Below are 12104 nucleotides of genomic sequence, written 5' to 3'. Positions count from 1 at the left end.
CGGCCGGGTATTGGGCTGGATCGGGCGGCGGCGCCTTTTTCTTCGTGCCGAGACCGAAGCGCTTTTTCAAGGTTTGGGGCGTCTCGAAAGCCGCGGCCTCTGCGGCTTGCGCGACCGCCTCGACGGGCTCCGGGGCTTCGAGATTCGAGTCGGGGGGGCTGGCCAATAGTCCCTTGAGGACGGACAAGTTCATCGCGGATTCCTCCGAATAGAGAGATTAAGGGCCGTGATGAACCGTCGGCCTTATCGTCGGCCGGGAAATTCCGTTGCGATAATTCTACGTTTTTAGAATTCGATCCTGACGGACTCGGAAGAGCGCCTCGCCGGACCGTGAAAAACGGCCTCGACGTTGTTGCCGTCCGGATCCTCGAGAAAGGCGGCGTAATAGCCCCGATGGTAGGGACGCAGGCCTGGGGCGCCCAGATCCTTGCCGCCGGCCTCCAGGCCCGCGCGGTGGAAGCGCTCCACCGTCTCGCGGTCTTTCGCCTGGAAGGCGAAGTGGCAGCGCCCCGTGAGCTTGCCCTGGGCCGCCGGGCTGCCCAGGGACGAGACGAAGAGCTCGTCGGCCCAAAACCAGTCCTTGCCCTCCCCGCTCATGGGGATGCCCAGGGCCGCCAAGACGGCCGAGTAGAATCTCTTGCTGGCCTCCAGGTCCCGCACCACCAGTTGCAGGTGGTCGATCATCCGCCCGCGATGCAGCTCTCGGACTTCCATGGCCTTCCTCCTTGCTTATTTTTTACCGGCGCTTCGGCGCGAAGACGACCCTCCGTCCCCAGGGATACAAGTTGGGGTTCGCGAAGCGACAGCGGGAAAAATTATAATAGGCCGGGATCCAGGGGTAGACGACCCGGGGATAAACGGCATAGCCGCCGGCGGGATACACCGTGACGGAGTAGACGGGCTCGGAATAAAAGGACAACAGGGCGCCCATCAGGTAGGCGATCTCCTCGAAGGCGCGCGGGTCCAGTGAGTAGACGGGCCTGGAGACAAAGGCCCGGCTGGCCTCGTTGAAGGCGCGGTCGAGCTCTTCGTAGGGAGAGGCGGTGCGCCAGGGGCTCTTTGCGTTCTTCAAGACGCGGTCGTAGAACTCGACGGCACGCTCCCGCAGCCTCTCGAGGGAAGGAAGCAGGCCTCGCACCGCGGGGTTGGTGGCCGCCTGCTCCAGGGCCAGCGATTCCACCGCGGCGGCGTTGGCCTGGAGGTAATAGGCGATTTCTTGGATGGCGGGCATCTCGTCCGATTTAGGATCCCGCGTGGCGTGGGCCGGCCCGGCCAGCAACAGGCCGAACAAGATCAGAAAACAGGTCATGAGGAAACGCTTCAGCATAGAATACCGTCTTTCCCTGGGAGCGCCGCGTCCATAAAAATCCAGAATGCGACGTTTTGCAATAGGAAGCTCCTGGCCAATTTTCGGTCCCATTGCTAAAGTCCACGGATGCGACTCCTACTCTCTACCCTGATATTCTTTCTCTCCCTCCCCTGCCCCGCCAAGGAGCGCGGCTTCGACCTCCCGCTCAAGGTCCAAGAGCGCAAGGCCGGCTTAAGCCGCCTCGTCGAGCCGCCCCAGCAGATCGGCGAGACTTGTTGGGCCTACAGCGGTTTCGCCCTGTTCTGGCAGGAAGATCCCGGGATCAAGGGCATCGAAAAGATCACCCTGCGCGAGGGTTCGGACCCCGCAGCGCTTTGCTCCGAGAACTATGCGGGCCTCAGCCGCCCCATCGCCACCCTCAGCGGATGGCCCTTGGGCGTCGCCGGCCCCTTTCTCCTGATGCAAGACGAGCCCTTGGGAAATCTCGCCGTGCTCTATGCGCTGAAGCTCTCCGACGGCAAGGTCGCCTTCACCGCCTCCCGCGACGTCGACGCGGAACTCGTCGTCGAGAAAAAATCCGGTCTCGTCTCCCTGCGCTACTATGCGGGGCTGGAGCCGAAATGCGTCCCAACTCGACAAAACCCGGCTTGTTGGGAGCGCATCAAGGCCGACCACAAGATCCCTGCGGACCTGTCTTTGACCATGCCGGACTGCGAAGGGGCCTTCCGCAAAGAGCCGATCGCGCGGGATACCCCCGCGGCCCTCGCCATTTCCGTGCCGGTTCAAGTCAAAGACCTCTCGAACGCGAAGCCGGAGTTTCTCCCCGGCCGCGCCCGCTGCGCCGCGCTGCCTTAAGCAGGCTTTTGCAAAATAGAAGAGCCCCGTCACCATGACGGGGCTCCTCGCTGCGCTCCGTGTTATCGGGCCATCTGCCAGGCCCGAAAGCCTTGCTGGGCCGCCGTGTGCCGGCGGGCGAAGTTATCCCGCCATTGCTGCTGCTGAAGCTGGGCGGCGTGGCGGCGCTGCTCGGCCTCGCGCTTCCACTGCTCCATCCTTTGCTCGGCAGCGATGCGACGCTGTTCGTGCTGGCGGTTCCATTGCTGCATCTGGTTTTGGGCCGCGCGGCGACGCTGCTCGGCTTCACGTTTCCACTGCTCTTGCTTCCGCTCCGCGGCGATGCGGCGTTGCTCCGCTTCCCGCTTCCACTGCTCCTGCTTCTGCTGGGCGGCGATGCGGCGCTGCTCGTTCTCGCGACGCCACTGCTCCTGCTTGCGCTCCGCCGCCTCGCGCCGCGCGGCGGCCGCGGCGGGATCGACCTTCGGCTTCAAGGTCAGCCCGGTGGCGTTCAAGCGCCCAGCCATCCCCGAGTAGCGGTCCGCCGGCATGCTGGTGGTGCCGACGTAGCGGCCGCGCTCGTAGACCTCGTAGGTGGTGTTCTTCGCATAGACTTGCCCGGCGGCGCCGAAGACCAAGAAGGCCTGGATCAGGGTGAAGAGTCGTTTCGACATGGAATCCTCCTTGAGATGGGTTGTGGATGGTAGGATTCCAAAGCAAGCCTGGGGCCAATGGCGCCTATCTTATAACTATATGAAATAATTATATTTATTATTTGAAGCCGGAGGGATTTAAAATTTACACGATTAAAAAATGAAATTACCCCGGTCGTTTTCCGAAATTTGAATATCGGATAAATCAAGAGGGGCTGCGGATGCGCCGGCCTAATTCATGGATTCTCGGAGCTGAATAAGGGTTTGGTCGGCCGCATCCAGGCGGATGAGGCCCAGGCGGGGGAATTCGAGGTCGAGGATCACATAGAGGGTCAATGATACCACCAGGGCAAAGACCCAGCGGTGGAGCCAATTGCGTCCCGGCGTTTTCGCCATTCCAAAGCCCGACACGACGGCGGTGATCATGCCCACCACGTAGAGCAGCAGAAAGACGACGGAAGGCGTATGGCTCTTCGCGATCATGGTCCGCAGGGTCGTGATGTCGATCATCTCGTTGAGGGCGGGCAAAAGCAGGATCGCCGCGGGCTGCCAGACCTCGCGGCGCACCGCGGCCTGCGCCTCGCTCCAAATTTGCTTTTGAAGCTGCTCGGAACCTTGCAGCTCTTCATAGGCCTTTTTCAAATCCGGAAGGGCCTCGTAGGCGCGAAGCCGGGCGTCCAAATACTCGCGAAACTTTCCTTTTAGGAATTCCCGCTCATGAGAAGGCAACAGGTCCAGGCGCAGGTAGGCGGTCCCTATCGCGTTGGCCTCCTGGGCGATGAGCTTGCGGCGCTCCTCCAAACGGCCTTGAGCCGCGGCGAAGGTGAAGGCCAGCAGCAGGCCGAACAGGGCCAGGACGGCCGCCTCGATCGCGCCGCCGCCCCAACTTTCCCGCGAAGGGTATTTTTTCGCGTAGCGCAGGCCGAAAGCGTAGCCGACCTCGATGAAGGCCATGAACAAGACGAAGGACAGGAGGCAAAAAAGCAGGGAGTTTTTTCCGACGAAGATCTGCATCATGTTCGAGCGAAGTATTTTCTCCCATCATAATCCCCCTCCGGGAAAAGGGCCAATTCAAAAAGCGGCGTCCGAAAAGGATTGCCTAGCCCGGTAAGATTTGGGAGGAATCGGCAAGGAGGGGACCATGAGGCTTCCACGGGGACGATATTTCGCGCTGCTTGGGCTGTCTTGGACCGCCCTCGCCTGCTCCAACGGCGCCGCCGGCTTTCAAGAGCCGCCGCGGGTCGAAAGCAAGGACGGCGTCCTGCAAACCACCCTCACCGCCCAAGAGCGGAAGATCGAGGTCGGCGGCGTCACCGTCACCACGCGCGTCTACAACGACCTCTTCGTCCCGCCCACGCTGGTCGTCCGGCCCGGCGACACGATCTTCCTCAAGCTCAACAACTTCATCGACCAAGACACCAACCTCCACTACCACGGCATGAACGTCTCGCCGCTCGAACCCGGCGACAACGTCTTTCTCACCATCGCGCCGGGCGACGCCTTCGACTACGAGGTGCACGTGCCCGCGGAGCATCCCGAGGGGCTTTTCTATTACCACCCGCACATGCACGGCCTGACCGAATTTCAGGTGGGCAGCGGGATGTCGGGGGCCCTCATCGTCGACGGGATCCTCGATCCCTTTCCCGAGCTCAGCGGCATCACCCAGCGCGTGATGATGCTCAAGGACATCCAGATCGTGGACGGCCTGGTGCCCAATCCTCCGGTCAGCGCCAACCCGACGATGCGCACGCTCAACGGCCAGGTGAACCCCACCGTGACCATCCAGCCCAACGAGGTGCAGCTTTGGCGCGTGGGCAATATCGGCGCCGACATCTATTACGACATTCAGCTGGAGGGGCACACCCTCTACGAGATCGCCCGCGACGGGAACCTGCACAACCAGCTGGTGCCGCGCGACCACATCCTGCTGCCGACCAGCGCGCGCAGCGAGTTCCTGGTGGTCGGCGGACCGCCGGGCGAATACGCCTTCATTACGCGGGGCATCTCGATGGGACCGCAGGGCGACACCTACCCGCAGACCACCCTAGCCACCTTGGTCTCCGAGGGCGAGGCGGTCCCCGAGGTCCCGCTGCCGCAGAGCTTCCCCCAGGTGGCCGACCTGCGGGACGCCCCGCTCTGCTGCAGCCGAACCTTCGACTTCTCCGAGACGGGCGACGGCTCGCAGTTCTGCATCAACAACACCCAGTTCGACCCCAGCTTCACCAATACCAACGTGCAGCTCGGCTGCGTCGAGGAGTGGACGCTGAACAACTGCACCGGCGAGAACCACGTCTTCCACATCCATCAGCTGGATTTTCAGGTGATCGAGCAGAACGGTCAGCCGGTGGATTTCATCGGGCGGCAGGACACCGTGGCCCTGGACTTCCGCGCGGCCGACGCACAAAACCCCGACCGCTGCCAGTGCGACGACTCGGGCAACTGCGCGAACTGCACCTGCCCCTCCCCCGCCGACCCGCGCGGCTCGGTGAAGATCCGCGTCCCCTTCACCAACCCCGTGATCCTGGGCGATTTCGTCTACCACTGCCACATCGGCGAGCACGAGGACAACGGCATGATGCAGCGGATCTCCGTCTCCGAAACGGCCGGCGCCTGCGAGATGGGCTCGCCCTCCTCGACGGACCGCGAGGCGATGACGCCCGCGGAGCGCGCGGTGTGCAACGTCACGGCCGGGCACATGGGGCACTGATTCCAGAGGCCTCAGCGTTTCGGTAAAAACATCAATGCCTCGCGGTTGACCAGCAGGCTCCGCTCCTGGGAGAAGTCGAAGGGGCTTTGGTCCAGGCGCGCCAGGATTCGCTTCCGCTCGGGCGCCCCCATCCGCGAGACCTCCTCGAAGACCCGCCACCGGCTCGGCGCGGGAAAGCGCGCCAAGGCCTGCAAGGACTCCGCCGCCGCGACCTCGTCCTCCTCCGCCAGGCCGCGCGAAAAGCCCCGGACGTATTCGGCCCCGCCCAACTTGGCCAGCGCGGTCAAGACGGCGCGGCGCTGCCGGGGCTCCGAGGCGCCCAGCAGGCCCTTCAGATCCGTCTCGTACTCCGCCAGCCTCAACTCGCCGATCGCGTAGATGCCCGCGAAGCGCGTCAAGGGATCCGCCGACTGGAACAACTCCGCGACCGTCTTCCGCGCGGCCTCGCAATGCGCGCGAAAGGGATAGAGGGCGATCGCCGCGTTGGCCCGCAGGCGCCGGTGCCCGCTGTTCAGATAGGGAAGGACCAGCGGGACGATTTCCTTGCGCCGCAACAGGGCCAGCGACTCGAGGGCGTTGGCCTGGATGCGCGGGTTGTCCTCGGCCAGGGCCTCGCGCAGCAAGGGGATCATGCGCCGCCCGACCATCTCCGTCATGAGGCGGGTGGCGTTCATCCGCACCTGGAAGCTGACGTTGTCCTGCGATTTCATCAGCTCGTGGAGGGCGAAGAGCGCCGGATAATTCCGAAAATATCCCAACGCCTCCACCACCGCGAGTTGCAGGGCCTCATGGGGCTGGGAGAACTGCGCGATCAGCTGGGGCAGGGCCGCCTCGCTGCGCATCCGGCCCAGGCTGAGGATGAGGTGTCGCTTCAAGACCGGATCCGAAGAGTCCTCGAGCAAGCGCAGCAAGGCCGGCGCCGCGGATTTCTTGTCGGGCTCGCCCAAGGCCTGCACCGCGTTGAGCACCTGGTTGGCGTCCGGACTCGCCAGGCAATCCAGCAAATAGGCCAGGTAATGCCGGCGAAAGAGCCAGGGGTAGAGCAGAAACACCAGGCTCCCCGCCGCCAAGACGTAGGCGAGGCGAAAGGCGCCGACGGTGGCGGCGAGCGCCGTGGCCACGAGCAGGAGGACCAAGTCCCCGGAAGGCGGGGCGAAGCCGTCCAGCAGCACCTTGGCCCTGCCCCGCAGGCGATCGGGAAAGAGATTGCCCACCGGTTGCAGCAGGCCGACCGCCTTGGAATCCAAAAAATAGAGCAGCAGGCCCTCGGCGAAGGCGGCCGTCGCCAGCGAGGGATGCCAGGTCAAGAGGGCGATACCTAGAAATAAGGCGAAGCAGAGCACCAGCATGGAACGGTCGACGCTGAGGACCCGCGACAGCGGGCCGGCCATCAGGGCCTGAAAGAGCAGGACCCCCAGCAGGGAAAAGAATGAGACGCGCCCGTAAAAGGCGGCCAAGCGGTTCTCGTCCGACAAGGCCTGCAAGGCGACCGTGTTGAAAAGGTAATCCACGCCGTAGAGAAAAAAGGTGAAGGCAAAGCAGAAGACGAACAAGGTCTTCAGCAGCCGGTGGGCGGAGGCGGTGCTTACGGCCGCGGCGGCCTCGGCCTCCGGAGCGACCGCCGGCGGCGCCTCTTGGCGCGGCAGCAGGACCAAAAACAGCGGCGCGGCCGCCAGGACCCCCGCCCAGACCAGGAAGAAATCGAGGGCCGGAATGCTTCCGGAGAATGCCTGGAGCAGCCAGGCCCCGGCCATGTAACCCAGACCGCCGACCGCGACGAACCAGGGGAAGCGGCGGCGGGCCTCGAAGTGAGTGAAGCGGTCCCCGGCCAAGAGCCAAAACTGCAACAGCGCCAGGACGAAGAGGACGTCCGAGGCGATCCGCGCCGCGAAGACCGGCCACAAGAGCTCGGGGCGACGGCCGATCAGCGCCCATAAGCAGAACACGCCGCTGGAGAAAAAGAGAAAGCTGAGCAGGAAAATCCAATGACGAAATCGGGAGTCCACCCCGTAATAGATCGCCGCCGCGAACAGGAAGGTCAGGACCGAGGCGCCGAGGTAGGCATAGAACAGCGGCTCCGTCCCGACGCGACTGACGAAGAGCGCGTTGGCCGAGGCCATGCCGCAGCCGAAGCCCAAGTGAAGCAGAAAGGCCAATCCGCCCAAGGCGAGGGAACGGCGATCCGCCTCATGGAAAAACAGGTTCCAACGATCCCGCCAACGGAAGGGCTGCATGAGCCTTTCATTTTAGGAGCGGAGTCGGGGCGAGTCCATGAAATCGGCTGGGAAACAGCTTAGGCCGCCTGGGCCGCGGCCCAAAGGAGGGTGCTCTTGCGCTGGGCCCAGTCCGTCGCGGAGAGGCCGGCGGCGCGGCTGCAGACCTCGAGGTGGTTCAGGAGGGTCTCCCAACCCGGCACGGAGGCGCCGGCATTGGCGGCCTGGAGGGCCCGGTCGAATTCCTGGAAGAAAACCTGGCGGGGATTCATCGCCTTGGCTTGGGCCTTCGAGTTCTGAATAATGAGATTGACCAGCGCTTCCATTCCGTCCTCCTGCACTTAGATAAAGCAAAGGGCTTGCCAAGCGAGGAGTGCATTTTTCTATTTAATTACATGATGTTATCTAACTAGCTCAGTGTCCAAAGTGTTGCAGCTCGTCCATAATCCGTCAAAAAATGACATTCATTCATACAGGAGCCTCGGGTGCCCTATACCGTCCTAGCTGGGGCGGACCTCCAGCCGGGCGCTGCAGTAAATCTCTAAAGTTTTCAGTATCTTGGAGAATAATTGGAGGCGCCGAGAAATCTGCGGGCTAGGAATTCCATACCGGCGGCGGGGGCTTCACTTCGGGGGCATCGAATAGGTGCTCCCCGCCAGCCGCCCCAAGGAGCGCCCCCTCCCCTTCCACCAGACGATGGCGTTGCCGAGCCCGGCGGTCATGCGGCTGCCCCAGTGGATCTCGTAGCTCTGGATGGGGATGCGGTCGGGCAGGCGCGCGTCCTCGAGGAGGCAGTTGACCGTCGCCATCCCGCTTTGCACGGCCGACTCCATGCCGATGCCGATGGTGCCGCTGTGGCAGCCGGCGACGTACCAGTTTTCGGCGCCGGTGCGGTGGGTGTCGAAGAAGCGGTGCAGGCCGGCGACCGCGGGTTGCTCGCTTAAGTAGAGGACGTCAGGATAGATGTCGGCGAAGGAGACGTGCTCGGCCAGCGCCGGATCGGCGTCGGGGTAGACGCGCTGCAGGTCGAAGAGGATGCGCTGGATCTGCTCTTCCTGGGTGTGGGCGTCGCGGATCACTCCGACGTCGAGCAGGACGTCGACCACGTCGCCCTCGTAGCCCAAGTCGGCCCCGCCGAAGTTGTTGTAGACCGACTGGCAGCCGTTGAAACACAGGTAGGGATTGTGCGTCCCGGTGATCTCGCCGTCGCCGCGGGTGACCGGCTTGCGATAGTAAACTCGGCCCACCGAGAGTTGGGTCTGGTTGCCGCGCGCGGAGAAGAAGGAGCGCACGTAGGGGTGGCGCCTCAGCGGCGACCCCGCGGGCAGAAGCCTCGCGATCATGTGGGGGTACATGGCCGTCACGAGGCGCCGGCACTCCAGCGGCACGCAGCCGCCCGCCTCCGCGTCGAGCCACAGCTCGCGGGCGACGGGTTTGGCGATCTCCCCCGAGCGGACGCGGTCCAGGGTGGTGTCGCGCCCGCAGCGGGTGCAGAAGGCGCGGTCCAGGAAGTAATTCTCGGCGCCGCAATTTACGCAGACGTAGCGCCGCGCCTGCGGGTGCTCGGGCCCGTAGGGCCGCACCCAGACGCGCTCGACGCGCCGCCCGTCGGCGTCGGCCTCGAGGCGCCGCGCCTCGGTCCAGAAGCGGAACTCAACGCCCATCTCTTGGAGGCGCGCGACGAAGCGGTCGATGAAGGCGGCGTTATAATTTTTGGCGAAGACGTGGTAGTGCAGCGAGTCCTGCGAGAGCGTCATCGTCCCCGCCATCACGCCCGCCATGCGCGGGGCGCTGGTGTACCAGGGATGCAGGTTGTAGATGCTGGGCGTCACCGCCTCGAGGAAGTCGCGCGACTTCGCGCCCATGTTGAGGATCAGCTCGAGGCTCTCGAGGCTGAGCGTGTTGGGCACCCGCCGCGGCTCTTGCTTGCCCTCGAGGATTTCCTTGGCGCAGTAGGTGGAGACGCAGGCCAGCTTGAAGAGGTCCCACTTCTCGCGCAGCGGCATCTTGAGCTTGGCGAACATCCCGAGGGCGTGGAAGGGCGGCGGCAGGCGGCGCGCCGTCCAGTCCTCCATCGCGAGGCGGTGGCGCTGCCCGTCGCCGGTGATGATGGTGTAGCCCTTGTAGAGCGGCGAGAGCGAGCCGCCGATCTCTTCGTCGACCAGCTTGAGCAGGTTCTTGTACTTCTGCCGGAACACCATGTGCATCGGCATCTGGAGCTTCTTGTCGGGGCCGAAGCGGTGGTCGATCCAATTGCCGGTCAGGCCCCCGGCCGTGCCGGAGCGCTCGACGACCAGGATGCTCCATTCGGGTTTGGTCTTCTTGAGATAATAGGCGGTGGCCAGGCCGGAGAGCCCGGCCCCGAGGATGAGGACGTCGTAAGGTTGGGAAGATCCCGCCATCGTCGCATGGGGCGCTGAACAGCCGGCGCCTCGCTCCTTGGCGATCATAGTAACCGATCAGTTACAAAGTTGAAAAGAGAAATGTTGAGCCGCCCGGGATGGCAAATAGGAGCATGCGCTCGAAAAACCTATGGCGTCGAGAGACGGCCCCGACCTCGATTCGGTTTGAAGGGCCAAAGGCGGAGCGCCCGGCCCGGATCCTAGAAGAAAGTCGGCGGTCCCATGCGGCAGGTGATCGATTCGAAGGTGTGGCAGCCGCGCGCGCGGCAGGTCCCCTCGCTGCCGATGTAGCGGGTGGCCTTCACCTTGCGTCCGTTCTGCTCCAAGACCTTCCACTCCTTGGCGGTCTTGTAGCCCTTGGTCTTGCACCAGGCGTCGGCCGCCTTTTTGCCGCAGCCCTTTTCGGGCTCGTAGCAGTAAGCGAGGCGCTGTTTGCCCTGCTTGGGGGCCTGGTAGGTCTCTTCCTTCGGCTCGACGGACTTGGCCAGCCCTTCGGAGGCGGCGAGGCCGCCCAAGGCCAGGATGCTGAACAGCGTGAGAAAGACTCGGGTGTGCTTCATAGATCCTCCCAATGAGCTTGATGAACAGCCTAGACGATTCGTTCCGAAAAAAGCCACACCGCCGACTCCATCCCCTTCTTCCAATCCGGGAGGTAGAGGCTTTCGTTCTCGCCGTGGGCGTTGCAGAAGGGGTCCTCGAGGCCGATCAGCAGGGCCGGGATGCCGCCGAACTCGTGGGTCAGCGGCTCGACGAAGGGGATCGACCCGCCGCAGCCGATGAATACCGCGTCGCGGCCGAAGCCCCTCTTCAGCGCCCGGGCCGCGGCCTCGTAGGCGGGCCCCACCGGGTCGACCTTCCAGGGCCGCCCCGCCGTGCCGGGCTTCACCGTGACCTGGGCGCCGTAGGGCGGGTCCTTCTTAAGGAAATCGCAGAGCCGTTGCCGGCTTTTTTCCGGATCCATCCCGCTGACGATGCGGATCGAGACCTTCGCGCGGGCCGACTCGACGATCTGGTTGCTGGTCTTGGCGACCTGCGGCGCGTCGATGCCCAAGATCGCGCAGGCGGGCCGGCACCAGATGCGCTCGTAGACGCTGAAGTCGCGCTCGCCGGCGAGCTGCAGCGACTCGACGGCCCCGACCTCATTTAAAAATTTCTTCTCCTCGAAGGGCAAGGCGCGCAGCCGTTCCTTCTCGAGGCCGACCACGGGCTCGATGCCCTCGTAGAAATCGGGGATGGCGATCTTGCCGTCCTCCGTCGTGAGCCGCGCGAGGATCCGGTTGAGCGCGCTGAGCGCGTCGAGCGTGGGCCCGCCCCACATCCCGCTGTGCACCGGATGGTCCAGCGTGCGCACCTCGACGATCGCGTCGACCAAGCCGCGCAGGCGGTAGGTGAGCGAAGGCAGGCCGAGGTCGAGGTTGGCCGTGTCGGTCAGGACCATCACGTCGGCTTTGAGGCGGTCTTTGTAGCGGCGGACGAATTCGCCCAGGTGCTCGCTGCCCGTCTCTTCCTCGCCTTCGATCAGGAAGCGCACGTTGACCGGCAGCTTGCCGGAGGTCTTCAAATAGGCCTCGAGGGCGAAGAGGTGCATCAGCGCCCCCGCCTTGTCGTCGACCACGCCGCGCCCGTAGAGGCGGTCGCCGCGGCGCTGGGGCGCGAAGGCCGGCGAGAGCCACTTCTCGGGGCGGCCCGGCGGCTGCACATCGTGGTGGGCGTAGAGCAGGACGGTCGGCGCGCCGGGCGCGTGCAGCCAGTCGCCGACCACGAAGGGCGGCGCGCCGGGAATCTCGAGGATCTCGACGTGCTCGAGGCCCGCGTCTTTCATCTTGCGCGCGGTCCATTGGGCGGATTCGTTCAGCGGCTCCGGCGGGTAGCCGGGGAAGCTCACCGAGGGGATCGTCGCGTATTCGGACAATTCCCGGATGAAGCGTTCGAAGTTGGTGTGGATATATTGAATGGCTTGCTCGGGATTCGTCATGCTGGCAAGCT

Annotated in this window: 12 protein-coding genes; 2 read left to right on the top strand and 10 right to left on the bottom strand. The window is 64.3% G+C overall.

All coding sequences use genetic code 11. The features are described 5' to 3' along the window. The 3 genes from FBR05_03295 to FBR05_03285 all read right to left on the bottom strand — a co-directional run. Positions 1 to 193: hypothetical protein (locus tag FBR05_03295; protein MDL1871210.1), on the bottom strand; the 193-nt coding region annotated here is incomplete at its 3' end. A 92-nt stretch (positions 194 to 285) separates the two neighbouring features. After that, positions 286 to 714 carry a VOC family protein gene (locus tag FBR05_03290; protein ID MDL1871209.1) on the bottom strand — a complete coding sequence of 143 codons (429 nt, stop codon included), beginning with the start codon at positions 712 to 714 and terminating at the stop codon, positions 286 to 288. 22 nt (positions 715 to 736) lie between these two features. After that, positions 737 to 1327, bottom strand: a complete 591-nt coding sequence (locus FBR05_03285) for a hypothetical protein (protein ID MDL1871208.1) — start codon at positions 1325 to 1327, stop codon at positions 737 to 739. 108 nt (positions 1328 to 1435) lie between these two features. Here FBR05_03285 and FBR05_03280 point away from each other — a divergent pair, with 108 nt between their 5' ends. Beyond that, a complete protein-coding gene (locus FBR05_03280; GenBank protein MDL1871207.1) occupies positions 1436 to 2164 on the top strand; it encodes a hypothetical protein in 729 nt (242 codons plus the stop codon). 62 nt (positions 2165 to 2226) lie between these two features. Here FBR05_03280 and FBR05_03275 read toward each other — a convergent pair whose 3' ends face one another. Both FBR05_03275 and FBR05_03270 read right to left on the bottom strand, forming a co-directional pair. Next, entirely contained in the window at positions 2227 to 2817 is a 591-nt protein-coding gene (locus FBR05_03275) for a hypothetical protein (GenBank protein ID MDL1871206.1), read from the bottom strand. Positions 2818 to 3027: 210 nt separating this feature from the next. After that, positions 3028 to 3813: a DUF4239 domain-containing protein gene (locus FBR05_03270; GenBank protein MDL1871205.1), complete on the bottom strand. Its 786-nt coding sequence runs from the start codon at positions 3811 to 3813 to the stop codon at positions 3028 to 3030. 124 nt (positions 3814 to 3937) lie between these two features. Here FBR05_03270 and FBR05_03265 point away from each other — a divergent pair, with 124 nt between their 5' ends. Then, entirely contained in the window at positions 3938 to 5503 is a 1566-nt protein-coding gene (locus FBR05_03265; protein MDL1871204.1) for a multicopper oxidase family protein, read from the top strand. 11 nt (positions 5504 to 5514) lie between these two features. Here the strand turns inward: FBR05_03265 and FBR05_03260 are convergent, their stop codons facing one another. The 5 genes from FBR05_03260 to FBR05_03240 form a co-directional block, all read right to left on the bottom strand. Next, positions 5515 to 7737, bottom strand: coding sequence for a HEAT repeat domain-containing protein (locus FBR05_03260; protein MDL1871203.1), 2223 nt, complete (start codon positions 7735 to 7737; stop codon positions 5515 to 5517). Between the two features lie 59 nt (positions 7738 to 7796). Next, positions 7797 to 8042 (bottom strand): hypothetical protein, encoded by a 246-nt coding sequence (locus tag FBR05_03255; protein ID MDL1871202.1) that lies wholly within the window; start codon positions 8040 to 8042, stop codon positions 7797 to 7799. Positions 8043 to 8339: 297 nt separating this feature from the next. After that, on the bottom strand, positions 8340 to 10166 hold the full coding sequence (locus FBR05_03250) for an FAD-dependent oxidoreductase (protein MDL1871201.1): 1827 nt from the start codon (positions 10164 to 10166) through the stop codon (positions 8340 to 8342). A 152-nt stretch (positions 10167 to 10318) separates the two neighbouring features. After that, positions 10319 to 10678, bottom strand: a complete 360-nt coding sequence (locus FBR05_03245; protein MDL1871200.1) for a hypothetical protein — start codon at positions 10676 to 10678, stop codon at positions 10319 to 10321. A gap of 29 nt (positions 10679 to 10707) precedes the next feature. Further along, entirely contained in the window at positions 10708 to 12093 is a 1386-nt protein-coding gene (locus tag FBR05_03240) for a M20/M25/M40 family metallo-hydrolase (GenBank protein ID MDL1871199.1), read from the bottom strand. Between the last annotated feature and the right edge of the window lie 11 nt (positions 12094 to 12104).

Source organism: Deltaproteobacteria bacterium PRO3 (assembly GCA_030263375.1).
GTDB lineage: Bacteria > UBA10199 > UBA10199 > DSSB01 > DSSB01 > DSSB01.
The sequence above is the reverse complement of the archived record's forward strand: the minus strand, read 5'-3'. Positions and strand labels throughout refer to the sequence as shown.

Excerpts from the sequence above, each read along its gene's own strand:
- FBR05_03240 (MDL1871199.1), bottom strand. The coding sequence starts at position 12,093 with ATGACGAATCCCGAGCAAGCCATTCAATATATCCACACCAACTTCGAA.
- FBR05_03265 (MDL1871204.1), top strand. The coding sequence starts at position 3,938 with ATGAGGCTTCCACGGGGACGATATTTCGCGCTGCTTGGGCTGTCTTGG.
- FBR05_03285 (MDL1871208.1), bottom strand. The coding sequence starts at position 1,327 with ATGCTGAAGCGTTTCCTCATGACCTGTTTTCTGATCTTGTTCGGCCTG.
- FBR05_03255 (MDL1871202.1), bottom strand. The coding sequence starts at position 8,042 with ATGGAAGCGCTGGTCAATCTCATTATTCAGAACTCGAAGGCCCAAGCC.
- FBR05_03280 (MDL1871207.1), top strand. The coding sequence starts at position 1,436 with ATGCGACTCCTACTCTCTACCCTGATATTCTTTCTCTCCCTCCCCTGC.
- FBR05_03290 (MDL1871209.1), bottom strand. The coding sequence starts at position 714 with ATGGAAGTCCGAGAGCTGCATCGCGGGCGGATGATCGACCACCTGCAA.
- FBR05_03260 (MDL1871203.1), bottom strand. The coding sequence starts at position 7,737 with ATGCAGCCCTTCCGTTGGCGGGATCGTTGGAACCTGTTTTTCCATGAG.
- FBR05_03275 (MDL1871206.1), bottom strand. The coding sequence starts at position 2,817 with ATGTCGAAACGACTCTTCACCCTGATCCAGGCCTTCTTGGTCTTCGGC.
- FBR05_03245 (MDL1871200.1), bottom strand. The coding sequence starts at position 10,678 with ATGAAGCACACCCGAGTCTTTCTCACGCTGTTCAGCATCCTGGCCTTG.
- FBR05_03270 (MDL1871205.1), bottom strand. The coding sequence starts at position 3,813 with ATGATGCAGATCTTCGTCGGAAAAAACTCCCTGCTTTTTTGCCTCCTG.
- FBR05_03250 (MDL1871201.1), bottom strand. The coding sequence starts at position 10,166 with ATGATCGCCAAGGAGCGAGGCGCCGGCTGTTCAGCGCCCCATGCGACG.